Here is a 25584-nt window from a genome sequence, read left to right on the forward strand (position 1 = left end):
AATCAATCCGTTAGCCAAAATGGCCATAAAAAACACACCAGGCAGAACCCGGTGGAGTGAACAAAGCCCGATCAGCACGGGATTAGGCTGTCGGGACCGCAATACCCGACCAAAGGTCGAGCACCTTATTTACAACTTCCTGGATGCTGAGCTGGGAAGAATCCACAATGTGGGCCCCCGGCGCAGGCACAAGCGGGGCGTGGGTTCGAGAACGATCACGTTCGTCGCGCGCACGCAAGTCCGCCAAAAGACTCGTAAGATTAGCAGAAATACCCTTTTCGCTCAACTGTTTACAGCGTCTTTGGGCTCGCACTTCTGCATCTGCCAGCAAAAATATCTTTAAAGGCGCGTCCGGGAACACAACGGTGCCCATATCGCGCCCATCGCCCACCAAACCGGGCGCAACGCGAAAATCCCGCTGCCGTTGCAAAAGTGCCTCACGCACCAGCGGCAAGGCGGCCACTTGCGAGGCCAGATTTCCCACCTCCTCCTGACGGATGGCATCGCTGACATCATCGCCATCCATATAGATATAGGGGTAGTCAAAACGCACGTTCAGGTTTTGTGCAGCGCCCTGGACCTGAGCCTCGTCCTGTACATCCACGCCGCGACGCAGGCAGGATAACGCGGTCAAACGATACAAGGCACCGCTGTCCAACGTGTGCCAGCCCAGTCGCTGCGCGACCAGGGAAGCAATCGTCCCTTTACCGGAAGCGGTAGGACCATCAATGGTAATGACGGGAATACGCTGCTCTGTCATACCTGCACCAATTGTTCAAAAACAGAAAAATACTCGGGAAAGGTCTTGCTGACGCAGGCGGGATCCAGAATCGTGACCGGCACCGGGCCAAAGCTGGCCAGTGAAAAACACATGGCAATGCGGTGATCATCATAGGTTTCAATGCTGGCTGAACGCCATTGATCGGCCGCAATAGGATGCACAGTCAGCCAATCCGGCCCGGATTCCACTGTCGCGCCCAGTTTACGCAATTCGGCCTGCATGGCATCAATACGGTCGGTTTCCTTCACACGCCAACTGGCGATATTGCGCAGGGTACACGGACCATCGGCGAACATGGCCATGGCAGCGGCTGTCATGGCCGCATCAGGAATGTGGTTGAAGTCCAGATCAAAGGCCTTGAGCTTGTCGCCCTTGGCTACACACAGCCCCGAAACAATCAGCTCGTTGGCATGGCGCTCGATACGGGCACCCATGGCCTCAGCCACATCGGCAAACTGAATATCGCCTTGCAGACTTTCTGTGCCCACACCCTGAATGCACAGCGGCCCACCGCCAATAGCTCCCAAGGCAATGAAATACGAGGCCGACGAGGCATCGCCCTCCACCGCATACAAACCGGGGCTGACGTAAGCCGCATCGGCAGGGACAGTAAAACCACTCCAACCGTCGCGCTCCACCTGCACACCGAAACGCGCCATCATGGCCAGCGTAATCTCAATATAAGGCTGGGAAATCAACTCCCCTTCCACGTCGATACGTAGGGGCTGGCCCGTACGAGCAGTCAACAAGGGAGCGGCCATCAACAAGGCGGTCAAAAATTGGCTGGATACCGAGCCTTTTACCGACACACGACGCTGATCCGCTTGGGCCAACTCGCCAATCGCCAGGGGTGGATAGCCTTCCGCACCCAGGTAGTGCACCTCGGCCCCCAGGCTGCGCAGCGCATCCACCAAATCCCCAATGGGGCGCTCGTGCATGCGAGCAATACCGCTGAGATTGAAACGGCCGCCCATCAAACCCAAGGCAGCAGTCAAGGAACGGAAGGCCGTACCGGCATTACCCAAAAACAAGTCGGCATCGCGATGTGCAAAAGGAGCACCACCGTTGATCACTACTGTGCCCTGCCCCAGATCCTGTACCGCCACGCCCATTTGCTGCAGCGCAGCCATCATGACACGGGTGTCGTCCGAATGCAGCAAGCCTTCCAGGCGCGTTTGCCCTTGAGCCAAAGCGGCCAACAACAGGGCCCGATTGGAAATGCTCTTGGACCCTGGCAATTGCAGTTGTCCGCTGGCGCGACTGACGGGGTTCAAAACAAGACTGTCGCTCTGGCTCATTGCAAACCACTCCTACTTGCCCAAAAACGGCGTGCCAAGGCAGCACGCTCTAAAAATTCGTATAAAGCCTGACCATCCTGGTCCTGCAAAGCCTGCTCAGCCTGATCCAGGGCCTGACGTACTTCCTGCAATTGACCCAAAACAGCCTCGCGGTTGCTCAGGAAAATATCGCGCCACACTTCGGCCGAGCCGGCCGCAATGCGGGTGAAATCCCGAAAGCCAGTCCCTGCCAAGGCGAAGCGTTGATCCGAATTGGTACTGGAGGCCACCTGCCACATAAAGACGGAGGACAAAAAGTGTGGCACATGACTGACCGATGCCAGCACCTCATCGTGCGTTGCCGGGTCCATCAGCATAACCCGCGCCCCGCAAGCCTCCCACACGGCAATCAAACGCTCGCGTGCGCTGGCACTGTTTTCTTCCAGGGGAGTCAAAATGACGTTGCGACCATCGTACAGATCAGCGCGCGCCGCTTCGGGACCTACGGTTTCTGCGCCGGCAATGGGGTGACCGGGGACAAACTGGCCAATACGATCACCCAGCGCCTCCCGCGCCACACTGACCACATCGACTTTGGTGCTGCCTGCGTCGCTAATCAGGGTATGGTCGCGCAAATGGGGACGCAGGGTTTGCAATGCCGAAGCCATCGCTCCAATAGGCGTAGCCAACACAATCAAGTCCGCTTGCTGCGCGGCTTGTTCCAGCGTGGCGACCTCGTCGATCAAGCCCAGCTCCTGGGCGCGTCGCACGCTTTTTAGCTGCCGACCAACGCCCAATACTTTCCCTACCGCCCCAGCGCGTTTCAGTGCCAGAGCCAAAGAGCCCCCAATCAAACCGACTCCAACGACCGCCAGCACCGGCACCAAGGGCGGCGGCGCCATAGTTTCTGATGACGCTATCATGATTAATTCCGTTCCCTCTCAGGCCGTCCATGCCCCACGTATTACGTAAAAGAGCACAAGCAAAACCGGGATATTGATGCAGACTTTGCCAGACTGCTGCGTAAACTCCATCAAAGGATTAAAGCAACGCGCAAAGCCTCTATTCTGTCTAGCCAGCTCTTGATGAAACAGTGCCCCAAGCAACTGCTCAAGACATACCGAAACAAGCAGGTCCTGTGCAAGCCACTCGTCCTAAACAGGCATGTCCTAAACAGGCACGTCCTAAAAAGACAATAAGGCCGTGAGGCCCCCCAGGTCTTTCTTGTTTCTGATGCTTAAAAGTCGTTTACGGGGTAAGAACCCAGAATCTTGAAAAAGGCGACTTGTTTCTTCAGCTCTGCCAAAGCAGCAGCCATGGCTGGCTCATCACGATGGCCGATCAGGTCTACGTAGAAATAATATTCCCACTGCCCTGTCCGTGCAGGACGCGACTCCAGGCGAGTCATGGACACACCATGCACCGCCAAAGGAGACAGCATGTCATAGACAGCGCCAGCCCGGTTGGGCACCGCCAGAATAATGCTGGTCTTGTCATTGCCGCTAGGCAAGGACTCGATATTACCAATGGCCAGGAAACGGGTGCGGTTGTGCGGATCGTCCTGAATACCGGCTTCGACCACCCCCAGACTCCAGGCAGTGACGGCCGTATTACCCGCAATCGCCGCCACAGTGGGATCGGAGGCCGCAATGCGAGCCGCTTCCGCGTTACTGGAGGCGGCTTCACGCAAAAGCTGAGGGTAATGCTTTTGCAGCCAGTTCTGACACTGGGCCAAGGCCTGCGGATGGGCCATCACACGGGTAACGCCCTCCATGGTGCCAGTTTGGGTGAGCAGATTGTGATGTACACGAATCGAACGCTCGCCCAAGACACGCAAAGGCGAGTTCAGCAGCAGATCCAGCGTGCGATTCACCGCCCCTTCTGTCGAGTTCTCGACAGGCACCATTCCCACTTCAGCCTGACCCACTTCGACGCTACGGAAAACCTCGTCGAAGGAATCGCACTGCAGACCATCCAGAGCATGACCAAAATGTTCGTATGCCGCCTGCTCGGAAAAAGAGCCCTGCGGGCCCAGATAAGCCACGCGCAAGACGCTCTCCAGACCACGGCAGGCAGAGATAATCTGCCCCCAAACGGCTTCGACTGCTGCTGGTGTGAACGGGCCATCATTTTCAGACTGCAAGCGACGCACAATACGTGCCTCGCGTTCAGGTTTGAGGATGACTTCCTCTGTATTGAAATCCTGCTTGATCTTGCCCACTTCCAAAGCCGCACGAGCACGCTCGTTGAGCAGCTCCAGGATCTGGCGATCCAGCTCATCAATACGATTGCGCCACGGGAGCAGGCGCTCAGTTAAGGTATTAGCCATTCCGTCGTTCAAAATCAGTCATGAAGTCGATAAGTGCCTGCACACCCTCCAGCGGCATGGCGTTATAGATCGAAGCGCGCATACCACCCACGCTCTTGTGCCCTTTCAGGGAGGTCAAACCCGCTGCCGTAGCCTGCTCCAGGAACAAGGCGTCCAAGGACTGATCACGCAACAGGAACGGAACGTTCATGCGCGAGCGATACGCCGGATGCACGGTATTGGTATAGAACTCGGAGGCATCCAGAAAGCCATACAAGGCTTCGGACTTGGCCGCATTGCGGGCCTGCATGGCCGCCACACCCCCCTGGCGCTCCAGCCACTTGAACATCAGGCCAGCCATGTAGATCGAGTACGTAGGTGGCGTGTTGAACATGGACTGCTGCTTTTCGATGTTGGCGTAGTTGAACGCCGACGGGCACAGGTCCATGGCATGACCCAGCAAATCCTTGCGTATCATCATCAAGGCAATACCGGACATGCCGGCATTTTTCTGAGCGCCCGCGTAAGCAACCGAGACACGCGAAAAATCAATCGGGCAGGACAAAATATTGGACGACACGTCGGCAACAACGGGGACATCCAGTTGGGGAACATCATTGAACTCAACGCCACCAATGGTTTCATTGGTGCAGACGTGTAAATAAGCCGCGTCCGGGCGCACGTCCCATTGGGAAGGCTTGGGAAACCAAGTCCAGGGCGCCCACTCTTTGCCCTGATCCTGCCACACCTGACCGCTGGTACCGGCAACGCGAATGTCGCCATAACGCTGAGCCTCTTCGCATGACTTGACCGACCAACTCCCCGAAAGCACGTAGTCGGCCTTGCCACTGCCATTGCGCTGAATCAGGTTCAAGGGCAACAGGCCGTTCTGGCCTTGCGCCCCACCCTGCACAAACAGCACGGCGAAGTCATCGGGCACGGACAGCAAGGCGCGCAAATCGGCTTCCGCCTCATCACGCACACCCATGTAGTCCTTGCTACGATGGCTCATTTCCATGATGGACATGCCAGTGCCGTGCCAATCGGTCATTTCAGCGGCAGCTTGTTCCAGCACCTCCAACGGCAGCATCGACGGGCCTGCCGAAAAATTCCATACACGCATTACTCGTTTTCCTCGCCAGAAGAGTCCGCCTGATCTTGGGCGGAATCAGTTTGATTGTCCTGCTCAAGACCTTCTGGCGCCTGACCGTCTTCGCCCAGCTCGGCATCGACCTCATCGTCGGTCTCGACCACACGGTACACACCCGACAGTTCGCTGCCGTCATCCACGCTGATCAAGGTCACACCTTGCGTTGCACGACCCATCTCGCGAATCTCAGCCACACGGGTCCGGACCAACACTCCTGCATTGGTAATCAGCATGATTTCATCGGACTCACGAACCAGGACGGCCCCCACAACCTTGCCATTACGGGCCGAGGTCTGAATGGCAATCATGCCCTTGGTGCCACGACCGTGACGCGTGTATTCACCAATAGGAGTCCGCTTGCCAAAACCATTCTCGGTAGCGGTCAACACGGATTGCGTTTCGTCTTCGGCCACCAGCAAGGCGATCACGGACTGACCGTCTTCCAGCGTCATGCCACGCACACCACGGGCTGCTCGGCCCATTGGGCGCACATCACCTTCGTCAAAGCGCACCGCCTTGCCGGCGTCAGAGAACAACATGACGTCGTGCACACCGTCGGTCAGTTGAGCACCGATCAGGTAGTCGCCCTCGTCCAGACCCACAGCAATAATGCCGGCCTTGCGAGGGTTGGAGAAATCGGACAGCGGGGTCTTCTTGACCGTGCCGCGCGAGGTCGCCATGAACACGAACTGATCTTCGCTGAATTCCTTGACGGACAGCACCACGTTGATCTTCTCGCCCTCTTCCAGAGGGAACATATTGACGATAGGACGGCCACGCGAGTTGCGCGAACCTTGAGGCACTTCCCAGACCTTGAGCCAGTACACACGGCCACGGTTGGAGAAGCACAGCAGGTAATCGTGGGTATTGGCAATGAACAGCTTGTCGATCCAGTCGTCCTCTTTCATGGCGGTGGCTTGCTTGCCACGGCCACCACGACGCTGGGCCCGGTATTCGGACAGCGGCTGGCTCTTGATATAGCCGGTATGCGAGAGCGTCACCACCATATCCATCGGGGTGATCAAGTCTTCGGTATCCAGCTCGGTCGCGTTGTGCTCGATTTGCGAACGACGAACGTCCTTGCCGGTGGCCGAGAACTCGTCGCGCACAGCGATCAGTTCATCCCCAATAATGGCAGACACGCGAGCCGGGTTAGACAGAATGTCCAGCAAGTCGGCAATCTTGTCCATGACCTCGCGGTACTCGTTAACAATCTTGTCCTGCTCCAGGCCGGTCAAACGCTGCAAGCGCATATTCAAAATCTCTTGGGCCTGGACTTCGCTCAGACGGTACAGACCTTCGGAGCTCATGCCGAATTCATCACCAAGATTATCAGGACGGTAAGCCTGACGGCCGCCCACAATGGCGCTGGTGTCGGCACGGGCCAACATCTCGCGCACCAGACCGGAATCCCAGGAGCGAGCCATCAGCTCGACGCGGGCAACCGGGGGCGTTGGAGCGGCCTTGATGATTTCAATGAACTCATCAATATTAGCCAGTGCCACAGCCAGACCTTCCAGCACATGGCCGCGCTCACGCGCTTTGCGCAGTTGGAACACGGTACGGCGTGTCACCACTTCACGGCGGTGGCTCAGGAAGTAATCCACCAACTGTTTCAGGTTGAGCAGACGGGGCTGGCCATCGACCAGCGCCACCATGTTCATCCCGAAGGTTTCTTGCAACTGCGTATTCTTGTAGAGGTTGTTCAGTACAACTTCCGGCACTTCGCCGCGCTTCAGTTCAATGACCAGACGCATGCCGTCCTTGTCGGACTCGTCGCGAATATCGGAGATACCCTCGATGCGCTTTTCGTTGACCAGCTCGGCAATACGTTCTTGCAGCGACTTCTTGTTGACCTGATAAGGGATGGCGTCGACCACGATGGCCTGACGGTTGCCCTTTTCCATGTCTTCAAAGTGCGTGCTGGCACGCATGATGACGCGGCCACGACCCGTGCGATAGCCTTCGCGCACACCGGACATGCCATAAATAATGGCGCCAGTCGGGAAGTCGGGGGCCGGGATGTATTCGATCAGTTCATCAACCGTGCACTCGGGGTGGCTCAGGCAGTACAGACAGCCATTGACCACTTCAGCCAGGTTATGCGGCGGAATATTGGTGGCCATACCCACGGCAATACCCGAGCTGCCGTTAACCAGCAGGTTGGGCAGACGCGAAGGCAACAGGGCCGGTTCTTTTTCGCTGCCATCATAGTTAGGCACGAAATCCACGGTTTCCTGGTCAATATCGGCCAGCAGTTCGTGAGCGATTTTGGCCAGACGGATTTCGGTATAACGCATGGCCGCGGCGTTATCCCCGTCGATGGAACCAAAGTTACCTTGTCCGTCGACCAGGGTGTAGCGCATGGAAAAGTCCTGCGCCAGACGCACGATAGTGTCATAGACGGCAGAGTCACCATGAGGGTGGTACTTACCGATCACATCACCGACGATACGAGCCGACTTCTTATAGGCACGATTCCAGTCGTTATTGAGTTCATGCATGGCGAACAGAACACGGCGATGCACGGGCTTCAAACCATCTCGCACGTCAGGAAGAGCACGGCCCACAATCACGCTCATGGCGTAATCGAGGTAGCTGCGGCGCATCTCCTCTTCAAGCGAAACGGGAAGCGTCTCCTTGGCAAAGGAATCCATAGGTCAATTCTTTATAGATATGGGTTAAGCAGTAAGCCAGCCGTAAACGGACAAGAGGAAATTCTAGCACTTTCACATAGAGGGACGCAGCGTAGCGCGGCGACAAGGCGGACGATATGCCATTGAAACGGTCGATCCACCAAAAAACCCATCGTCCACTAATCGGATCGATCAGAAATGAGAGAAGCAGGGCCACCCTCCCGTTGTTGCCTAAAACCAACAATAACGGGAAAGAACAAGGCTAATTCCACGCATCTTCACGAATCGTTCCTTGTCCCCCTCACGCATAAGGCCGAAATGTCTTAAGATTCGACCTAACACGCATGAAACCCAGCGCAAGCAAGTCTTTGTTCCGTTCAAAGGATTGCTATACTGGTTCCGTTAATCAGCGGCAGGGGTTCGCTGCGGTCACTTAACAGCATCAGCTCAACGAGGAGAAATATGAACAAACCCTCCAAAATCGCACTTGTACTCGCCATTGCCGCCGCATCGGCCACTAGTGCAGTTTCCGCACAAGAGTCCGGCGAAGTTAACAACTGGCGCAATCCGTTCGGCGACGTTTGGAAAAACGGCACCAACGAACTGTGCTGGCGCAACAACTTCTGGACACCTGCTACAGGTATTCCAGGTTGTGACGGTGTGCCCGTTGCCCAAGCCCCCGAAGCTCCTGTCGTCGCTCCTACCGTCACTAAAGTGACGTTGAACGCTGACACTTTCTTCGACTTCGACAAATCCACTATCAAGCCAGAAGGCCGCCAGGTTCTGGATCAAGTGGCTGACACTGTTCAGGCCATCGATCTGGAAACTCTGATTGCTACCGGTCACACTGACTCGATCGGCGCCGAAGCTTACAACCAGAAGCTGTCCGAGCGTCGCGCCAATGCTGTTAAAGCATACTTGGTCAACAAAGGTGTACCTGCTGACCGTATCTACACCGAAGGCAAGGGCGAAGCCAACCCCGTGGCGTCCAACAAGACCCGCGAAGGCCGCGCTCAAAACCGTCGCGTAGAAATCGAAATCGTGGGCAACCGCAAGTAATTCTTGCTGCATCACGTATTTCTGTAGCTAAGGCTACAATTAAGGCTCCGCTTTTGCGGGGCCTTAATTTTTTTGGATAAGCCATGACTGCTTCCGCTGCCACTAACCTCAATGTCGATCCCGCAGAGATCGATAAATTCAGTGCACTGGCCTCCCGCTGGTGGGACCCAGACAGCGAGTTCAAACCGCTGCACGCCATCAACCCTTTGCGTCTGGACTGGATTCTGTCCTACACCGGCTCCCTGGCGGGCAAACAGGTATTGGACGTCGGTTGTGGGGGGGGGATTCTGTCAGAAAGCCTGGCTCAGACTGGTGCCGACGTAACCGGCATTGATCTGGCCGAGCGGTCCTTGAAGATTGCTCGCCTGCATAGTCTGGAATCAGGTGTGCCGGTTAAATACGACATGATCAGTGCCGAAGACATGGCCGATCAGCACCCTGGTCGCTTTGATGTCGTCACCTGCATGGAAATGCTGGAACACGTCCCTGATCCGGGCTCCATCATTGCAGCCTGCGCCAAGTTGGTCAAACCTGGGGGCTGGGTCTTTTTCTCGACCCTGAACCGCAACCCCAAATCCTTCTTGTTTGCCATTGTGGGCGCCGAGTATCTCTTGCGTCTGATCCCCAAAGGCACACACAGCTATGATGGCTTCATCAAGCCCAGCGAGCTGATTTCCTCGGCCCGTCGCAGTGGCCTGGATGCCCTCGCCCTGAAAGGCCTGGAATACAACCCGATTACCGAGCACTATCGCCTGTCCGGCGACACCTCCGTCAACTACCTGCTGGCCAGCCGCCGCCAACGCTAAGCCCCCATGAATAAACTGGTCCTATTCGATTTTGACGGCACCTTGGCCGATTCCGCGCCGGATCTGGCGGCCACAGCCAATCGCATGCGCAAGGAACATGGCCTGCCCGAGCTGCCTTACAACGCTTTGCGTCCGTATGCCTCACACGGCGCCCGCGGTCTGCTCAAGGTAGCCCTGGATATCAACCCTGATCATCCCAACTATGCTGAACTGCGAGCACAGTTCTTGCAGAACTATCACGATCACATGACAGAGTTGACCCACTTGTTTGAGGGCATAGCCCCCATGCTCAAACAATTGGAGCAAGCGGGCTACACCTGGGGCATTGTCACCAACAAGCTCGAGTACCTGGCCCTGCCATTGATTCGCCACCTGGGCCTGTCGCAATCGTGTGCCGTGACGGTAGGCGGCGACACGACCCAACATACCAAGCCGCATCCCGAGCCTCTGCTGTACGCTGCCCGACAAGCCGGCTTTGCACCGGCAGACTGTCTGTATGTGGGCGATGACCTGCGTGACATTCAAGCAGGCCAGGCGGCTGGCATGGCGACCATGGTTGCCGCCTACGGCTATTGCGCTGGCGACGACAGTATCAGCACTTGGCAGGCTGATCTGACCGTGCACCACGCAAGAGATATCTGGGAAGGCGTAGAACGCTGGGCGAATGGCCAGTTGCCCAATCCCACCCCGCTGACCAACTGAACAGACTCAAGGCAGCAGCTCCGACAGGCGCTGCTGCATCCACACAGCCACCGGCGCCAACGATTGCCCCTGTCGCCACAACATCTGCACGGGCAAAGGTGGCAAGGCCAGCTCCTTGCAATGCAGTTGCGCTAATTTATTGCGCAGGTTCTCATACTCCGCAATATTCAAGGGCAGCATCGCCCAGCCCAAGCCATCAGCCACCATATCGGCAATCACGTAAAAGCTATCCGAGCGCCACACGCTGGGGCTGATCACTATCTGCTCCACCCCTTCGATATGAATCAGCAGTTGTCTATGCGCTGTCAGCTCTTTACGACTGACCTGCTGTTGACTGGCTAGCAGGTGCGTACGCGCAACACAAATCGCTTGGGGCACGGCTCCGATATAACTTTGTGCAAAAGAACTGGCATCAGCCCCACGATCAAACTGAATGGCTACATCCGAGCGCCCCTCGGCCAGGTAATTCATGACCTCGGATGCCGTCCCATTGCAAATCGTCAACTCCAGTGCAGGCCAACGCACCGCCAGCTCTTTCAGCAATATACGCAGCGGCTCCTGAGGCAAAGCCTCATCAAGACCAATTTCCAATCGGGCCGACTGCCCCTTTGACAAGTCCAGAGCACGGCGACTCAGACCGTCTGCCTGACGCAACAAAGCCTTGGCTTCGAGCAACATGATTTCACCTGGTAGCGTCAAGCTCAAGGTTCTCCGTGAGCGATCAAACAACTCCAGGTTCAAGTCGGCTTCCAGCAGGGAAACTGAGGTACTGACAGCAGACTGCACTTTGCCCAGCTCCTTGGCCGCTTGCGTCATGGAACCAGTTTCAGCCACGGCCACAAAATGTCGAATACGTTCTAAAGTCCAATCCATCCATCTATTTTATAGATGCTAATCAACTTTGTCTGTTGATAATATTGATAGATCATAGTAGCTTTCCTATCCTTCTGGCTTTATATGCTGCACAGCTCGATTACCCATCAAGCCCAAACTGCTCCCCTGTCTCCAAGCCGTCGCTGGTTGATCCTGGCGATTGTCTCGGCAGCCCTTTTACTGATCGTGGTGGACATGACGGTGCTCTACACCGCCCTGCCACGCTTGACGCATGATCTGCAGGCTTCGGCCTCGGACAAGCTCTGGATCGTCAACAGCTATGCCCTGGTCGTCTCCGGACTGCTTCTGGGCATGGGCACCCTGGGAGACCGTCTGGGACACAAACGCCTGTTTCTGTCTGGCCTGGCCACTTTTGGGCTGGCCTCGATCGCAGCAGCCTACTCCCCCAACCCAACCACCCTCATTGCCGCACGCGCGTTTCTGGGGGTGGCAGCCGCCATGATGATGCCGGCCACCTTGTCGCTGATCCGCATCACTTTTCACGATGAACGCGAACGTGCCGTGGCCTTTGGGGTCTGGTCTTCCATTGCGTCGGGCGGAGCCGCTTTTGGTCCGGTCCTGGGTGGCTTCTTGCTGGAACATTTCTGGTGGGGATCGGTCTTTCTGATCAACGTCCCCATTGTGCTGATCGCCTTGCCTCTAGGCTGGCTGCTGGTCCCCAGATCCACCCCGAATACGTCCCGCCCCTGGGATATCAAAGGATCATTGTTGATCATGGTGGGCCTGGTTGCCAGCACCTTGGCAATCAAGGAAATGGGCAAGTTGCACATCAACTGGGGCCTGGTCACTCTTGCCCTGCTTACTGGCATTGCCTTTCTAAGCTGGTTTGTCCGTCAACAAAATCGCAGCCCTTTTCCTTTGCTGGATTTTTCCCTGTTCAAGGACTCAACCTTGAGCACGGCTGTATTGTCTGCACTGACGGCCTCAGCAGCCCTGATTGGCATGGAACTGGTCTTTAGCCAACGATTGCAGTTAGTGCTGGGTTTCTCGCCCTTAGAAGCAGGTATGGCGATTCTGCCCTTGCCTCTCGCCGCTTTTGTCTCAGGCCCGCTGGCTGGCCGTCTGCTGGTCATCATTGGCAGCAAGCGCCTGTTGATTGCTTCCCTGAGTCTGGCTGGAGCGGGCATGGCCGCCTATCTCCTGTGGCATAACAGCGCACAGTTACTGCAAGTGATCAGCCTGGTCATGCTTGGACTGGGTATCGGTGCGGCCATGACCGCCGCCTCCAGCACCATTATGCAAAGCGTGCCGCCTTCGCGCGCCGGCATGGTGGCTTCAGTCGAGGAAATGTCTTACGAGCTAGGGGGCGCGCTGGGCGTGACCATTATGGGTAGCCTACTGTCCTTCGTGTACAGCGCCAGCTTGATCTTGCCACAGGAATTAAGTGATCGCGCCTTGGCTTACGACAGTCTGGATCAAGCCTTGCTCATAGCAGAAACCATGCCGCAAGGTCTGGCTCTGACCCTAAGTGAATTGGCCCGCGACTCTTTTGACAAAGGCTATATTGTCGTATTGGCCAGTTGCACGGTTTTACTGCTGATGGCAGCCGTGGCAGTCTGGTACTTTCAGCGCAACCCGAACCGCCACGCTACTCGTGCCCATTAAGCTTTTTGCAACAGCGCCAACTTGTCGGTCTGAGTCGCCCAATACTCGTGATCCGGCAAGGGCGCTTTTTGTTGGCTGATGCGTTTCCAGGACGGGTTCTCGCTCAAGCTCCGGTTCAGCTCCACATAGACCTGCTGCTCGGGCGTCACATCCTGATCGCTGACAATAGCACCTACTGGGCACTCAGCGACACAGATGGAACAATCAATGCATTCGTCGGGATGGATGACCAGAAAATTCGGGCCTTCAAAAAAGCAATCCATGGGACACACCGTCACACAATCGGTGTACTTGCACTGAATGCAGGCTTGCGTCACTACGTAGGTCATGGAACAACTACTTCAACAAACAAAGACGGGCATAGCATAACAGTTGCACATGAACATCATGTGATCACTGTCGGCTATGCCCTAAGTCCTCAAGCTGCACTCCGGCTTTTTTTTGCAGCGGCTAAAGCCGCCTGACACCTTAGATGGCCGAAGCCTTCGCGGGCAGGAACTGGAAGGGTTTGGCTGGCTTGAAGTGCTCCAGTGCCTCACCCATATAGACCGTGCTTTGCTCAGGCCCCAGATCCAGCTTCATGACCTTGCCGGTTTCAGCCGAGAAATCGACCTTCTTCATATCCACCCAGAACGCCCCAGGCGACAGTACCGAATCAAAGTAGTACAGGCTGCGCTGGTGGTCGAACACCGTGCGCCAGCGAGTGGAGGAGTTATTGGGCTGATCAGGCACGGTCATGCCGTAAGGAGTGGACGCGTTGCGCATCACGCTCAGCACACTGGCCACGGCCTTGTCATCGCTCAGATTGCGTGGCACGGCATCAATGTAGAAAGAAGCGCGAGCAAAACGGTCAGCGGCACGACTGGTGCCCGGCAACATATTCATGCCCCCTACCGATTGCCAGTAATCGCGGATAGCCAACTGCTGATCAAAGGTCGGCGAGTTCGTCATGACCTGATAGTTGCGGCTGTGGTGGATATGCTGCTTGCCGTCGATGTACTCAATAATGGCACTATCACCGGAAGAGTCCGACATGGACAAGTGCAAGGTCGCCAAACGCTCTTCGTTAGGGACTTTATCGCTGATCACCACGAAGGGATTCTTTTCCAAGGCGGCCACCGCTTCAGCCACTGTTGCGAAATTATCCAGTACGTACTGCCCCCACAAAGACATGCTCAAGGTTTTGTCGCCCTTTTGAGGGGTGGGGTACTCCGACTCCACCAACCACAGCAAATTGACGTTCAGTCCCTTTTCGTTGGCGCCGTCTGTCGAAGCCAGGTCATAACCCGACGCAATCACGCTGCCATATTTGGATGTCCATTCAATCGACGATGGACCTGCTTCACCGTTGCGCTTGGCGCCACGAGGAAAAATCCAGAGGTTGGTTCCAACGTCCAGCTTCCAATCCATGGAACGGCCGGTAATCACCTGACCGTTATCACCCAGAAAAACAGCTCGGGTACACGCCTGAGAGGCCGCAGGCACTAAAGCCAGCCCAACTGCGCACGCCAGCAAAGTACGACGACATTTTTTTAGCAACATCTTTCTCTCCAGAGAGGGCTAGCCGCCCAATCAATGAAACCCAAAACCGACTGTTTTCACAGCCGATACATTGGACACGTGTGTAACAAAAACAGGATTGAGGCAGTGCGTCAAGCCATGTGGCCCGTTGTGGCAGAAGACCTACAAATACATAAAAAAGAGCCCTCTTGATTTGAGAATGACAGCGACTGGATAATAATAACCGTTCTCATTTTTGTTCCTTGTGCTGATTTTTATGTCTCTCTTGTTTCCACTTTCTCCAGTTGCCCGTGCCGTAGCCATTCTTGCTGGCTCCATCGCCCCCTTCTCCTGTTCCTTGGCCCAACAGAGCGTCAACCAGCTCGACAACATCGTGGTTACGGCTTCCGGCTTTGAGCAAGCGGTTCAAGACGCCCCCGCCTCCATCAGCGTCGTTCCACGTACCGAACTAGAAAAGAAAGCCTACCGCGACGTCACCGACGCCTTACGGGATGTTCCCGGCGTTGTGATTACAGGTGGTGCAAGTAGCAGCGATATCAGTATCCGAGGCATGGCGTCGGCCTACACCTTGATTCTGGTTGACGGCAAGCGGCAAAACTCGCGTGAGACACGTCCCAACAGCGATGGTGCAGGTATCGAACAAGGCTGGTTGCCCCCCATGCAGGCAATCGAACGTATTGAAGTGATCCGCGGCCCCATGTCGTCCTTATATGGTTCGGAAGCCATGGGCGGGGTGATCAACATTATCACCCGCAAAGTCCACCAGGAATGGACCGGCTCGCTGCGCACCGAAGGCACCATCCAAGAAGATTCAAAGTCCGGCAATATCTATCAAGGCAATTTTTATCTGGCAGGCCCCATCAAGAAAGACATGCTGGGGCTGCAGATTTATGGCCAGGAATCCCGTCGCAATGAAGACAAAATTCTCGACGGCTTCAACAAGCAAAATACATCCTCGGGTACCGTCAAACTGACCTTGACGCCTTCGGCCAAACACGATTTTACCGCCGAGTTCTCACGGACTTTGCAAGAACGCACCTCTACGCCCGGCAAAAGCATGCCAGCCGAAACCTGCGGCAGAAACGGCACATGCGCACCCAACGAGCTCTCCACGAGCAAGTATTCTCGCAATGTGTTCTCCGTGGGCCACAACGGTCGCTGGGGACGGGCTGTTTCCAACACCTATGTACAACGTGAAGAGATTGATAACCCCGGCCGTAGCATGTTCCTGAAAAATACCGAGTTCAATACGCAATGGAGCCTGCCTTTAGGCGACCACATGCTGACCTCGGGCTTTCAATATCTGCATGAGCAACTGCGTGACAACGGCAATCAGTACAAGCCCGATGTCAATCGCCTGAGCCGAGAGCAATGGTCGGTATTCGCGGAGGACGAATGGAGCATGACCGACAACTTTGCCCTGACTGGCGGCTTGCGCATGACTCACGACGAGAACTATGGCAATCACTGGACTCCACGTCTTTATGGTGTCTGGCATGCCACCGAGCAACTGACCTTGAAGGGCGGTGTCTCCTCGGGTTTCAAGGCCCCCTCCCTGCGCTCTGCCGTGGCGGACTGGGGTCAGATCACCGGTGGTGGTGGCGTACCTGCCGTGATCGTTGGCAACCCGAACCTGAAGCCGGAAAAGAGCCTGAGCCAGGAACTGGGCATTGTGTGGGACAACCAGAACGGTATGGTCAACAGCCTGACCTTCTTCAATACGACCTTCAAAGACAAAATTACTGAAGTTCGACGGGGAGACTGTCCTAATCCTGATAACTTACCCATTTGTTCGTCCTATCCTGGTGGGCCTCAGATATATAAATTCGTAAGTGATCGAGTCAACGTAGACAAGGCCATCATGCGCGGTGTGGAAGCATCCACCACCTGGTCGATTACCGACGACCTGCGTTTGGCCGCCAACTATACCTACACCTACTCCAAGCAAAAGAGCGGTGAGTTCTCCGGCCAGCCTTTGAACAAGATGCCCAAACATATGTTTAATGCCACCCTGGATTGGGATGCCAATGAACAACTGGGCTTGTGGACTCGTGTCAACTACCGCGGCAAGACCTCGGACTACCTGAGCCGCACCCGCATGGCGCAAGGCACGCCTTCCTTTACCTTCCTGGATGCCGGCCTGAACTACAAGCTCAACAAGACCACCTCGTTTGGCTTTGGTATCTACAACATCCTTGACAAGCGCGTCACGGATGAGACCTTTGATGCTGTGTATGACGGCCGCCGTTACTGGGCTCAGCTCACTGTCGGTTTCTAAACACATCGCATCATGCAACATCAAAAACGGCCCTTTCCGGGCCGTTTTTTACACATCAGCTTAACGCATCCATTCAAAACTCCAGGCAAGCGAAAAAACCTGGCAATCTTGCGTAGCAATCCATGAGCTGATCCATCAAATACGCACTGTCTCGAGTTTCCAGAGCCAGCAGATTCTCCCGATAGTCCTCGTCAGCCAAACCAACCGCACTGCGCCCCGGATCAACACGGGCTCCGGCCAAAAGCTCGGACAACTTAGGGTCTTGCAAGCCCTCCAGGGCAGCGCGCAAGGACAGCTCTTGGTCAGTAAAACCGACTTGCCCGCCCTGGCCAGCTTGTAACGCCGCTTGCACTAGGGGCAACAAATTATCAATATCTTGCTTGCTAAGGTAAAACACATGCATGACACGTTCTCCACAGATTGGTGATCGGCGGTTCCAGCATACCGAAAGAAACAAGACAGGCGCTAGTACGCCATCATTTACAGAATTGAAAAGGAGTCCAAGACAAGGATGTGTAAACTCACTCACCTTCGCTGGCTACTGCTAGGATTATGGCCGCTGGCCTGCACGGCACAAGCTCAGGCGACGGATCCCCATTCGGCTGCCCTGTCCGACACCGGGGGCTCCCCACCTTACGCATTACAGATCACCCCCTACGCCTGGATTACCGGTTTATCCGGTGAGTCCTCGCCATTCAAACGCGCTCCCTCGCTGGATATCGAAAAATCCTTTTCCGATGTGCTGCACAATCTGCGCGCCGCCGCCTTTGTGAACACCTGGGCACGACGCAACCGCTATGTATTCAATGGCGATCTGCTCTACGTCAACACGCAAGAAAGTGAAGTAGTCGGTGGCTTGCCCTTGGTCGGCGCTGCCGAGGGGACGGTGGATACGCGGCTGTTCATGGCCACCTTGCAAGGTGGGTATCGTGTCTATGACTCCGAACAAGCCAGCATGGATGCACTGGCCGGTTTTTCGTATTGGGATATTCGCACCCGTGCCCATCTGAGCACGGCAGGCCGGACCAAACACCACGAAGAAAGCTTTAGCTGGGTTGACCCTATGATCGGGCTGCGTGCGTTCTATCGCTTCACCCCCGAGCTGTCCACGCATGCCCAGGTCCATCTAGGCGGTTTTAGTGTGGGCTCGCGCCTGAGCTATCAGGCCACGCTGACGCTGAACTACGACCTGTCGGAACATTTCTCCATTGCGGCCGGGTACAAAATGCTGGATGTGGATTATCGTCGCTCCGGCCACGTCTTTGACACGCGCATGTCAGGCCCCGTGCTGGGACTGAGCTGGCGCTACTAAGTTTCTTTTTGGAATGATTTTGTGTTTCAAGTCACTGCCCTCGTCTTTGCCCTGTATATCGTCTGGCGACTGATCAAACCATTGCCAATCAAACCCTGGATCAAGTGGCTGTTAAGTGCCTTGGCCATTGCCGCCACCCTGCACCATTACACCGTCGCCCTGTTCTGGGGCACCCGCGCGTCCCCGGAAATTCCCGCCCAAGTCATCATGATCTTGGGTTGGGCTTTTGGAACAGTCTTGCTGGCCACCTGCCTTACCTTGATCACCGATCTGGCAGGTTTGTTGATGCGCCTCCTGTACAAACCTGCCGGACTGATACTGCTGCGCTCACCCGCCTTGCGCGGTGTGCTGGGTATCGCCGCTGTCAGTCTTTCCGCATTGGGCGTGTGGCAGGCTGTGCAAGTTCCAGAAGTGAAATCCATCGACGTAAAGGTAAAGGGCCTCCCCCCTAGCCTGGATGGGTTCAAGCTGATGCAACTGACCGATCTGCACGCCAGTCGCCTGCTGCAAGGGCCGTGGGTACAGGCCATTGTGGACAAAACACAGGCCTTAAAACCGGACTTGATTGCCATTACGGGCGACTTGGTCGATGGCACGGTGAAAGCTCGCCGCGAAGATGTCGCCCCCTTGCAAGCCCTGTCTGCTCCCAAAGGGGTTTGGGTCATTGCAGGCAACCACGAGTACTACACCCAGTACCAGCCCTGGATAGAACACTTCAACAGCCTGGGGCTACGTTTGCTCCTAAATGAGCACAGCATTATTGAGCAAGGCGATGCCGCTTTTGCCTTGGCCGGCATCACGGACAAGTCAGCGGCCATGCATGGGCAGCCCACGCCCGATGTGGCTGCGGCAGTCGCCGGCATCCCGGTCGACATGCCCATCATCATGCTGGCCCATCGCCCCGATACCGCCAAAGAAAGCGCAGCGGCCGGCGTGGCTTTGCAACTGTCCGGCCATACTCATGGCGGCCATATTCTGGGCATGCACAAGATCGTGCAAATGGCCAATGACGGCTATGTAGGCGGACTGTATCAAGTCGATGATATGCAGCTCTATGTCAGCTATGGCGCCGGGCTGTGGCCAGGTTTCCCGCTGCGTCTGGGGCGCGCCTCGGAAATTACCTTGATTACCTTGCGCGCCCCCTGAATCTGAAACGCACACCAGAACATCAAGACACGCTGCGCAGCGCCCGTCGACACAGGCGCCGCACAGTGGCACTGCCCGGTAACTGCTCCTGCCATTGAGCACATAGACCGCGCACCCACTGTGGCTGATCCTTGGCTGCATCGTTCAAGTAATTGGCCACCGAGTCCTGCACATAGACGCTGCCATCCTGGTACAAGGCCTCCAGGATCGGCAACATCCGTTCCGGTTCCTTTTTCAGAATGGCGATATGTGCGCACCATACACCCCGAGGGCGCAAGGCTTCACATGCAAAGCGGCGCAGATACGCCGAGTCTGAATGCGCCCACTGTCGCAGAGCCTGAATCGATACCTCCAGCTCGGCGACCAGTTGAGGACGTACCGCCATCCAGGCCCATTCACGCACACCGAAATGCGGATCATCTGCCAAGGGACGCAGGACGTTCAGGCGCTGGGGCACGCTTAAGGACTCCCGCGCCCCCACCATAAAGCAGGCCCAGCCGCGCACCACATCGGCCGGATGATTCAGGCAACGCGTCCAGGCCATCTCACCATAGGTTTGCAGCAAATATTCCCCTATGGCTTTCATGCGCTTGAGAATACCCAGCTCGGCCAAGGTATCGATGTGATACGTGCCCGACTCATCCAGCTCTGGGAATACCGTTGCCACCAGTACACGCTGATCAATCGCCAGCGACTCGGTCAGGGTAAGGCTCTGGATTTCACCCTGGGACAGGGCCAATAAAATATCAGCGGGTATATCCGCGACCCTGGCATAACCCTTGCGGTTTTCTGTACTCATGATGCTTGTTCTCCTGCGGCCGCTTTGTTCAACAAGGTGCTTAGCTGCGCGCATTCCGCCTCGGACAAATGCTGGAACAACTCGCCAATCCACTGGGCATGAGTCGCGACCAGCATGTTGGCCAGCTTCGCCCCCTGGGGACTCAGTTTCACCATGACAGAACGCCGATCCGCCTCGGCCGCAAAGCGCAGCACCAAGCCCGCTTTCAGCAACCCATCCACCAGGGTTGTCACGGTTGCCCGCGTCACACCTGCCCGCTCAGCCAGGATGTGGGAGGGCATACCGTCGGGCGCCTCTTCCAGCAAAAACAAAAGCACAAAACGGGCTTCGCTCAAACCATGAGGTGCCAGCAAGGCGGCGCAGTCTCGATCAATACGGGCAGACAAGGACAGAAGCTGAAAACACAGAGACATGCCTTGAACATTGACGCCCTGCTGCTGCTCTGCGTGTGCGAGCAGGGCCTGATATTTCGCTTCTAGTTTCATAGTTTGATTTCAAATTATTTGATATCAAATCTTAATATTGGACGTCGTCAAAAACAAGAAGAATAAACATAAACAGATTTCACATCATGCCAATCCAATCCACAAAGCGAAATAAGCCTACCTAGTACGGAGCCTACTCAACAAGACAGCCGTTTTTTTGACAAAAAGAGTGTCGCCAAAACTCGACAATGCCACATTTTAAGCTTGATGCTTACAAGCAAGGCCTTCGCATGCGGTAAGGTAGAAGGCTTGGTCAGGCATCAGCCCTGCCCACTATCCTCTGCAGCACACATGGAATCCGAGTACCAGCATCATGAATAGCATCAAGAAATCGAACAAATTGGCGAATGTTTTGTACGATATTCGCGGCCCCATCATGGACCGGGCCAAGCAAATGGAAGACGAAGGTCAGCAACTGATCAAGCTGAACATCGGCAACTTGGCGGTATTCGGTTTTGATGCCCCGGAAGAAATCCAACTGGATATGATCCGCAACCTGCCCAACTCCTCGGGCTACTCGGATAGCAAAGGTATTTTTGCTGCACGCAAAGCCGTCATGCACTACACCCAGGCACAAGGCATCAAGGGCGTAACGCTGGAAGACATTTACCTGGGTAATGGTGCTTCTGAACTGATTGCCATGGCGACCAATGCCCTGCTGGATGATGGCGACGAGCTGCTTTTGCCCATGCCCGACTACCCGCTGTGGACTGCTGTTACCAGCCTGTCAGGCGGTACTCCCGTCCATTACCTCTGCGATGAAGCCAATGGCTGGATCCCTGATCTGGACGATATCCGCTCCAAGATCACCCCGCGCACCAAAGGGCTGGTGGTGATCAACCCCAACAACCCGACCGGCGTGCTCTACCCGGATTCGGTACTGCAAGCCCTGATCGATATTGCCCGCGAATTCAATCTGGTGCTGCTGGCTGACGAAGTCTACGACAAGGTTCTGTTCGACGACATGAAGCACACCGCGATGGCCAGCCTGTCCACCGATGTATTGACCTTGACCTTCAACTCCTTGTCCAAAAGCTACCGCGCCTGTGGTTACCGCGCAGGCTGGCTGGTGATTTCGGGCGACAAACAAGCCGGTGCTGACTATATCGAAGGGCTAAGCATGTTGGCCAATATGAAGCTGTGCGCGAACGTGCCCGGCCAATGGGCGATTCAAACGGCCTTGGGTGGCTATCAGAGCATTAACGACCTGGTTTGCGAAGGCGGGCGCCTGCGCCGTCAACGCGATCTGGCCTACGAGCTGATCACCGCCATTCCAGGGGTCAGTTGCGTTATGCCCCACGCTGCGCTGTATATGTTCCCGCGTCTGGATCCCGACATTTACCCCATCGAAGACGACCGTCAGTTTTTCCTGCAACTGCTGGAAGCCACCCGCGTGATGCTGGTGCAAGGCACGGGTTTCAACTGGCCTCATCCCGACCACTTCCGCATGGTGTTCCTGCCGCACGAACCAGACCTGCGCGAGGCTATCAGCCGCATGGCCAAGTTCCTGAAAGACTACCGTATCAAGCACGGCACGGAACGGCCAGAGTTCACGCAAGCCACACTTTCCGCTGAAGGCAGTGCGCACACCGTTTAAGCTGCAGAAGCTGCACATCGGGGTCTACAGAGCAAGCAGATCTTGATGCAATGAAAAAACGCCCGATTCAGCACATCGGGCGTTTTTTATTTTGAAAAGCGGCTTATCAAAGATCGGACTCCCCTCCTGGCAAGGTCGCCAGCACCGCAGCCTGCATACCTTGCGTCAACGTGGTATCGCCCATAGCCCGGCTAAGCATCCCTGTCCCCAACATGGCGGCAAACAGCAGCATGATGTGCTCTTGAGTCTGCTCGGCACAGGCTTGCAGGGCAAGGCGGCGAAACTGCTCAAACAAGCTCTCTACCCCTTCGCGGTACATCGCCGTGGTTTGTGCATCGGCAGGCAGACCGCTGGCCAAGGAAGAAAAGGCCAAAATCGGACAACTTTGGGTCTGAGGACGGTGCTTGAAGTAACGTCGCATCAAGGCTTGAAAACCTTGTACGGCGTCTTCTTCGTAGCCTTGATTGATACGCTCCCAAGACTCAGCAGACTGAGTGAAGGCAAAACGGCAGGCCTGGTCAATCAAGGCCTCTTTAGAGGCAAACTGCTTATAGAAAGCGCCAGCCGTGAGACCGGCATCATTCATGATGTCTCCAATCGAGACTGCCTCCACCCCATGTTTGCGAAACAATCGGCACGCCGTTTCCAGCACCCGCTTGCGGTTGCGTTCGGCCTGCTCACGCGAAACACGCCCCATTCACACCTCCGGACGACGAAAAGCAATCAGCTTGGCAATCAAACGCTGACACACTTCATTGTTTTGATTCAGGGTATGGGACTCCACCACCACCATTCCCCTGTCCGCTTTGGATCTGGATGGCTGAATGTCGATGATGGTACTGAGCACATGCAAGACATCTCCAGGGCGCGTGGGCCGTGGCCAGTCAATCTGCCCGCCGGCACCAATAATCCCCTGACTGAATGTCAGGCTGTCCACCAACAGCTTCATGGTGATGGCGGCAGTATGCCAACCGCTTGCAGCCAAACCTTGGAAGAACGTGCTCTTGGCCGCTTCTGCATCCAGATGGAAAGGCTGCGGATCAAACTGGCGGGCAAAGCTGACAATTTGCGCCTCATCCAGAGCATGCTCTGCACTGCGAAACTCCATCCCCAGGGCCAGATCTTCAAGGTAGACAGGTACTGTAAGGTTCATCCGAATACTCTCCAAAAAGTGCGTGAGTGCGTATTACTATCAGCGCAAATAGATTATAATCATAATCTATTTTAAAAAAATGATAACTCTGCTTTTCACCCAACAGCCAACGAGCAGAGCGTTTGTGACAATACGCCTTTACTGGGACACATCGCCCCACAGACCAATAAGGCATAAAAAAACAGCCCCTTGCTGTCACCTTCAACAAGAGGCTGCGTTCATCGACTTGGCTTTAGTCGGCTTACGTCTTGCCCATTTCACTGACGCATCCACCTACCTGCAAGCCGCGCTCGGAGCGTGCCACCCAAACACGCCGAAGACTGCGTCTTCACCCCACACCACAACGCTTAATACAAAGGCCGCAGCAACAATAAAGCACACAAGGCCAACATGAAAACAGCAATGCTGGCGTCCAGCACACGCCAGGCCAAAGGCTGACGAAACACGGGTTGCAACAATCGCGCCCCATAGCCCAAGGCCAGAAACCAGCTAGCACTGGCTGCACAGGCCCCCAAGGCAAAGGCCCACTGCAAGTTGCCAGGGTAAGGGGTAGACAGGCTGCCCAACAACACCATCGTGTCCAGATAGACGTGAGGGTTCAAGAAGGTAAATGCCAAGCAGGTCAGCCAGATACGGCGACGATTGCGCTCGCTACCCTGCCCGGCCATCAGGCTTCCCTTGCCAGTCCAGGCTCGCTGGGCTGCCAACACCCCATACCAGGCCAGAAAGACCGCGCCACCAAAGCGCAGAACTTGCAACAAGCCAGGCCATTCCCGTACCAAAGTACCGATGCCAGCCACGCCCCCCAGGATCAAGACAATATCGGCCAGCGCGCAGATCGCTACCACCAAACCCACATGCCTACGCTCCAATCCCTGCCGCAAGACAAAAGCATTTTGAGTGCCTATGGCCATGATCAGGCCGGCACCCGTCAAAAAGCCAGTCGCCACAACAGAGAAGAACATGTCAGCCCCCACGAATTTGACAGTTGCGATAGGGTGCCGCCATTTACGATTTAAGAAAAGCTAATTATTCTTTATAAAATTAAGTTCTTCTAAACAAACAAGCCAACCATGGATCTGTTACACCCACAACTACGAGCGTTTACGGCAGTCCTGGAGGAAGGCAGCTTTGAAGCGGCCGGACGCAAGCTGTACATCACCACCTCAGCCGTCTCGCAGCGTATCAAGGCGCTGGAAGACAGGCTGGGACAGGTACTGGTCCTGCGTCAGCCACCTTGCCGTCCGACACCAGCGGGAGAGTTGCTGCTGCGTCGTGTACGTCCCATGCAGGTTCTGGAAGCCGAGGCTGTCGCGGACTTCCTGCCAGAACAAAATGGCCCACGTCGGCCTATCGCAATTGCCGTCAATAGTGACTCGCTGGACACTTGGTTTCTGGAAGCCTTGTCCCAGCTCAGTCAGAAACATGGCTACTTGTTTGATGTGCGTGTGGATGATCAGGACCACACGCTGGAGCTGATACGCAATGGCTCCGTGCTGGGCGCTGTCACCGCCGAGCCAACTCCCCTGCAAGGCTGCGAGGTTCAGGCTCTGGGTATCATGCGCTATCAAGCCATTGCCTCTCCACAATTTGTGGCGCGGCATTTTGGATTGGGAGTAGACGCAAACTCCCTGGCTCAAGCCCCCATGATCGTCTTTAACCGCAAGGACGAATTGCAGTGGCGCTTTATACGGCAGATCACTACTGAATCTGTCGCTCCTCCTATCCATTACCTGCCCACCTCTACCGGCTTTGTGAAAGCAGCGGCTTTGGGCCTGGGCTGGTGTCTGGCACCTGACTCCATGGTCAGCGATACCCTGGCCATCAAAGAACTGACTTTAGTCGCCCCTGGCCTTTGGCTGGATGTGCCTTTGTATTGGCAACATGCGGCAATCCGCTCCGACACCTTGCGCAATATGGGTACGGCGCTTCAACGTGCAGCCAAGACCTCATTGCTGCCAGTTTCAACGTAATGGACTCTGTGGAACCCGAACTGGCAGACAGAAGGCGAGGTTGCCACTCGAAGTAGATGGTAAAACTCGTGCGCTCCGGAGCTTCTGCCACAGGCTTGCCTA

General features: G+C 55.8%; 24 protein-coding genes. 9 read left to right on the forward strand and 15 right to left on the reverse strand.

Annotated features, from left to right (window positions below; translation table 11 throughout):
• Positions 1-82: 82 nt before the first annotated feature.
• From cmk to gyrA, 6 genes are all read right to left on the reverse strand, one after another.
• Positions 83-760 carry a (d)CMP kinase gene (gene cmk / locus ACDI13_RS02000; RefSeq protein WP_316988956.1) on the reverse strand — a complete coding sequence of 226 codons (678 nt, stop codon included), beginning with the start codon at positions 758-760 and terminating at the stop codon, positions 83-85.
• Positions 757-2079 carry a 3-phosphoshikimate 1-carboxyvinyltransferase gene (aroA, locus tag ACDI13_RS02005; RefSeq protein ID WP_316988957.1) on the reverse strand — a complete coding sequence of 441 codons (1323 nt, stop codon included), beginning with the start codon at positions 2077-2079 and terminating at the stop codon, positions 757-759. The genes cmk and aroA overlap by 4 nt, the downstream gene beginning before the upstream one ends.
• A complete protein-coding gene (locus tag ACDI13_RS02010; protein WP_316989021.1) occupies positions 2076-2960 on the reverse strand; it encodes a prephenate dehydrogenase/arogenate dehydrogenase family protein in 885 nt (294 codons plus the stop codon). The genes aroA and ACDI13_RS02010 overlap by 4 nt, the downstream gene beginning before the upstream one ends.
• A gap of 335 nt (positions 2961-3295) precedes the next feature.
• Positions 3296-4387: a prephenate dehydratase gene (gene pheA, locus ACDI13_RS02015; RefSeq protein ID WP_316988958.1), complete on the reverse strand. Its 1092-nt coding sequence runs from the start codon at positions 4385-4387 to the stop codon at positions 3296-3298.
• Positions 4380-5489, reverse strand: a complete 1110-nt coding sequence (serC, locus tag ACDI13_RS02020) for a 3-phosphoserine/phosphohydroxythreonine transaminase (RefSeq protein WP_316988959.1) — start codon at positions 5487-5489, stop codon at positions 4380-4382. Before serC ends, pheA begins: the two co-directional genes overlap by 8 nt.
• On the reverse strand, positions 5489-8173 hold the full coding sequence (gyrA, locus tag ACDI13_RS02025) for a DNA gyrase subunit A (protein WP_316988960.1): 2685 nt from the start codon (positions 8171-8173) through the stop codon (positions 5489-5491). Before gyrA ends, serC begins: the two co-directional genes overlap by 1 nt.
• A 441-nt stretch (positions 8174-8614) precedes the next feature.
• Here gyrA and ompA point away from each other — a divergent pair, with 441 nt between their 5' ends.
• The 3 genes from ompA (at position 8615) to gph (ending at position 10719) form a co-directional block, all read left to right on the forward strand.
• Positions 8615-9211: an outer membrane protein OmpA gene (gene ompA, locus ACDI13_RS02030; RefSeq protein WP_094197129.1), complete on the forward strand. Its 597-nt coding sequence runs from the start codon at positions 8615-8617 to the stop codon at positions 9209-9211.
• A gap of 83 nt (positions 9212-9294) precedes the next feature.
• Complete coding sequence (ubiG, locus tag ACDI13_RS02035; protein ID WP_316988961.1) at positions 9295-10017, forward strand: bifunctional 2-polyprenyl-6-hydroxyphenol methylase/3-demethylubiquinol 3-O-methyltransferase UbiG; 723 nt, start codon at positions 9295-9297, stop codon at positions 10015-10017.
• Between the two features lie 6 nt (positions 10018-10023).
• Positions 10024-10719, forward strand: a complete 696-nt coding sequence (gene gph / locus ACDI13_RS02040) for a phosphoglycolate phosphatase (RefSeq protein ID WP_316988962.1) — start codon at positions 10024-10026, stop codon at positions 10717-10719.
• A gap of 6 nt (positions 10720-10725) precedes the next feature.
• Here gph and ACDI13_RS02045 read toward each other — a convergent pair whose 3' ends face one another.
• Positions 10726-11592, reverse strand: coding sequence for a LysR family transcriptional regulator (locus ACDI13_RS02045; protein WP_316988963.1), 867 nt, complete (start codon positions 11590-11592; stop codon positions 10726-10728).
• Between the two features lie 84 nt (positions 11593-11676).
• Here ACDI13_RS02045 and ACDI13_RS02050 point away from each other — a divergent pair, with 84 nt between their 5' ends.
• Complete coding sequence (locus tag ACDI13_RS02050) at positions 11677-13218, forward strand: MFS transporter (protein ID WP_316988964.1); 1542 nt, start codon at positions 11677-11679, stop codon at positions 13216-13218.
• Here ACDI13_RS02050 and fdxA read toward each other — a convergent pair.
• Positions 13215-13547, reverse strand: coding sequence for a ferredoxin FdxA (fdxA, locus tag ACDI13_RS02055; RefSeq protein WP_316988965.1), 333 nt, complete (start codon positions 13545-13547; stop codon positions 13215-13217). The two genes, ACDI13_RS02050 and fdxA, sit on opposite strands and share 4 nt — an antisense overlap.
• Before the next feature lie 139 nt (positions 13548-13686).
• Positions 13687-14760 carry a linear amide C-N hydrolase gene (locus tag ACDI13_RS02060; RefSeq protein ID WP_316988966.1) on the reverse strand — a complete coding sequence of 358 codons (1074 nt, stop codon included), beginning with the start codon at positions 14758-14760 and terminating at the stop codon, positions 13687-13689.
• 235 nt (positions 14761-14995) lie between these two features.
• Here ACDI13_RS02060 and ACDI13_RS02065 point away from each other — a divergent pair, with 235 nt between their 5' ends.
• Positions 14996-17017: a ligand-gated channel protein gene (locus ACDI13_RS02065; protein ID WP_316988967.1), complete on the forward strand. Its 2022-nt coding sequence runs from the start codon at positions 14996-14998 to the stop codon at positions 17015-17017.
• 73 nt (positions 17018-17090) lie between these two features.
• Here ACDI13_RS02065 and ACDI13_RS02070 read toward each other — a convergent pair whose 3' ends face one another.
• Positions 17091-17420 (reverse strand): hypothetical protein, encoded by a 330-nt coding sequence (locus tag ACDI13_RS02070; RefSeq protein WP_316988968.1) that lies wholly within the window; start codon positions 17418-17420, stop codon positions 17091-17093.
• Between the two features lie 108 nt (positions 17421-17528).
• Between ACDI13_RS02070 and ACDI13_RS02075 the strand changes: the two genes are divergently transcribed.
• Both ACDI13_RS02075 and ACDI13_RS02080 read left to right on the forward strand, forming a co-directional pair.
• Positions 17529-18329 (forward strand): hypothetical protein, encoded by an 801-nt coding sequence (locus ACDI13_RS02075; RefSeq protein ID WP_316988969.1) that lies wholly within the window; start codon positions 17529-17531, stop codon positions 18327-18329.
• A gap of 21 nt (positions 18330-18350) precedes the next feature.
• Positions 18351-19475 carry a metallophosphoesterase gene (locus ACDI13_RS02080; protein ID WP_316988970.1) on the forward strand — a complete coding sequence of 375 codons (1125 nt, stop codon included), beginning with the start codon at positions 18351-18353 and terminating at the stop codon, positions 19473-19475.
• Positions 19476-19497: 22 nt separating this feature from the next.
• On the opposite strand, the gene ACDI13_RS02085 is transcribed toward ACDI13_RS02080, so the two are convergent.
• Positions 19498-20274 (reverse strand): HEAT repeat domain-containing protein, encoded by a 777-nt coding sequence (locus ACDI13_RS02085; RefSeq protein ID WP_316988971.1) that lies wholly within the window; start codon positions 20272-20274, stop codon positions 19498-19500.
• On the reverse strand, positions 20271-20759 hold the full coding sequence (locus ACDI13_RS02090) for a MarR family transcriptional regulator (RefSeq protein WP_316988972.1): 489 nt from the start codon (positions 20757-20759) through the stop codon (positions 20271-20273). The genes ACDI13_RS02085 and ACDI13_RS02090 overlap by 4 nt, the downstream gene beginning before the upstream one ends.
• A gap of 313 nt (positions 20760-21072) precedes the next feature.
• Between ACDI13_RS02090 and ACDI13_RS02095 the strand changes: the two genes are divergently transcribed.
• Positions 21073-22356 (forward strand): pyridoxal phosphate-dependent aminotransferase, encoded by a 1284-nt coding sequence (locus tag ACDI13_RS02095; protein ID WP_316988973.1) that lies wholly within the window; start codon positions 21073-21075, stop codon positions 22354-22356.
• Between the two features lie 106 nt (positions 22357-22462).
• On the opposite strand, the gene ACDI13_RS02100 is transcribed toward ACDI13_RS02095, so the two are convergent.
• The 3 genes from ACDI13_RS02100 to ACDI13_RS02110 all read right to left on the reverse strand — a co-directional run bounded on the left by ACDI13_RS02100 (position 22463) and on the right by ACDI13_RS02110 (position 24474).
• The gene (locus tag ACDI13_RS02100; protein ID WP_316988974.1) at positions 22463-23053 is read right to left on the reverse strand and encodes a TetR/AcrR family transcriptional regulator; all 591 of its coding nucleotides are present in this window, start codon (positions 23051-23053) and stop codon (positions 22463-22465) included.
• Positions 23054-23509 carry a MaoC family dehydratase gene (locus ACDI13_RS02105; protein WP_316988975.1) on the reverse strand — a complete coding sequence of 152 codons (456 nt, stop codon included), beginning with the start codon at positions 23507-23509 and terminating at the stop codon, positions 23054-23056. It lies immediately after the preceding gene.
• Between the two features lie 347 nt (positions 23510-23856).
• Positions 23857-24474 carry a LysE/ArgO family amino acid transporter gene (locus ACDI13_RS02110; protein ID WP_316988976.1) on the reverse strand — a complete coding sequence of 206 codons (618 nt, stop codon included), beginning with the start codon at positions 24472-24474 and terminating at the stop codon, positions 23857-23859.
• A 108-nt stretch (positions 24475-24582) separates the two neighbouring features.
• On the opposite strand from ACDI13_RS02110, the gene ACDI13_RS02115 reads away from it, so the two are divergent.
• Positions 24583-25482, forward strand: a complete 900-nt coding sequence (locus ACDI13_RS02115; RefSeq protein WP_316988977.1) for a LysR family transcriptional regulator ArgP — start codon at positions 24583-24585, stop codon at positions 25480-25482.
• The last annotated feature ends 102 nt before the right edge of the window (positions 25483-25584 follow it).

The sequence above is a fragment of the Alcaligenes faecalis genome (assembly GCF_041521385.1).
Taxonomy (GTDB): Bacteria; Pseudomonadota; Gammaproteobacteria; order Burkholderiales; family Burkholderiaceae_B; genus Alcaligenes; species Alcaligenes faecalis_E.

Excerpts from the sequence above, each read along its gene's own strand:
- ACDI13_RS02110 (WP_316988976.1), bottom strand. The coding sequence starts at position 24,474 with ATGTTCTTCTCTGTTGTGGCGACTGGCTTTTTGACGGGTGCCGGCCTG.
- ACDI13_RS02045 (WP_316988963.1), bottom strand. The coding sequence starts at position 11,592 with ATGGATTGGACTTTAGAACGTATTCGACATTTTGTGGCCGTGGCTGAA.
- gyrA (WP_316988960.1), bottom strand. The coding sequence starts at position 8,173 with ATGGATTCCTTTGCCAAGGAGACGCTTCCCGTTTCGCTTGAAGAGGAG.
- ACDI13_RS02060 (WP_316988966.1), bottom strand. The coding sequence starts at position 14,760 with ATGTTGCTAAAAAAATGTCGTCGTACTTTGCTGGCGTGCGCAGTTGGG.
- ACDI13_RS02070 (WP_316988968.1), bottom strand. The coding sequence starts at position 17,420 with ATGCATGTGTTTTACCTTAGCAAGCAAGATATTGATAATTTGTTGCCC.
- ACDI13_RS02090 (WP_316988972.1), bottom strand. The coding sequence starts at position 20,759 with ATGAAACTAGAAGCGAAATATCAGGCCCTGCTCGCACACGCAGAGCAG.
- ACDI13_RS02085 (WP_316988971.1), bottom strand. The coding sequence starts at position 20,274 with ATGAGTACAGAAAACCGCAAGGGTTATGCCAGGGTCGCGGATATACCC.
- ACDI13_RS02115 (WP_316988977.1), top strand. The coding sequence starts at position 24,583 with ATGGATCTGTTACACCCACAACTACGAGCGTTTACGGCAGTCCTGGAG.
- ACDI13_RS02065 (WP_316988967.1), top strand. The coding sequence starts at position 14,996 with ATGTCTCTCTTGTTTCCACTTTCTCCAGTTGCCCGTGCCGTAGCCATT.
- ACDI13_RS02105 (WP_316988975.1), bottom strand. The coding sequence starts at position 23,509 with ATGAACCTTACAGTACCTGTCTACCTTGAAGATCTGGCCCTGGGGATG.
- serC (WP_316988959.1), bottom strand. The coding sequence starts at position 5,489 with ATGCGTGTATGGAATTTTTCGGCAGGCCCGTCGATGCTGCCGTTGGAG.
- gph (WP_316988962.1), top strand. The coding sequence starts at position 10,024 with ATGAATAAACTGGTCCTATTCGATTTTGACGGCACCTTGGCCGATTCC.
- ACDI13_RS02075 (WP_316988969.1), top strand. The coding sequence starts at position 17,529 with ATGTGTAAACTCACTCACCTTCGCTGGCTACTGCTAGGATTATGGCCG.
- ACDI13_RS02050 (WP_316988964.1), top strand. The coding sequence starts at position 11,677 with ATGCTGCACAGCTCGATTACCCATCAAGCCCAAACTGCTCCCCTGTCT.
- ubiG (WP_316988961.1), top strand. The coding sequence starts at position 9,295 with ATGACTGCTTCCGCTGCCACTAACCTCAATGTCGATCCCGCAGAGATC.
- aroA (WP_316988957.1), bottom strand. The coding sequence starts at position 2,079 with ATGAGCCAGAGCGACAGTCTTGTTTTGAACCCCGTCAGTCGCGCCAGC.
- ACDI13_RS02100 (WP_316988974.1), bottom strand. The coding sequence starts at position 23,053 with ATGGGGCGTGTTTCGCGTGAGCAGGCCGAACGCAACCGCAAGCGGGTG.
- ompA (WP_094197129.1), top strand. The coding sequence starts at position 8,615 with ATGAACAAACCCTCCAAAATCGCACTTGTACTCGCCATTGCCGCCGCA.
- ACDI13_RS02095 (WP_316988973.1), top strand. The coding sequence starts at position 21,073 with ATGAATAGCATCAAGAAATCGAACAAATTGGCGAATGTTTTGTACGAT.
- fdxA (WP_316988965.1), bottom strand. The coding sequence starts at position 13,547 with ATGACCTACGTAGTGACGCAAGCCTGCATTCAGTGCAAGTACACCGAT.
- pheA (WP_316988958.1), bottom strand. The coding sequence starts at position 4,387 with ATGGCTAATACCTTAACTGAGCGCCTGCTCCCGTGGCGCAATCGTATT.
- cmk (WP_316988956.1), bottom strand. The coding sequence starts at position 760 with ATGACAGAGCAGCGTATTCCCGTCATTACCATTGATGGTCCTACCGCT.
- ACDI13_RS02010 (WP_316989021.1), bottom strand. The coding sequence starts at position 2,960 with ATGGCGCCGCCGCCCTTGGTGCCGGTGCTGGCGGTCGTTGGAGTCGGT.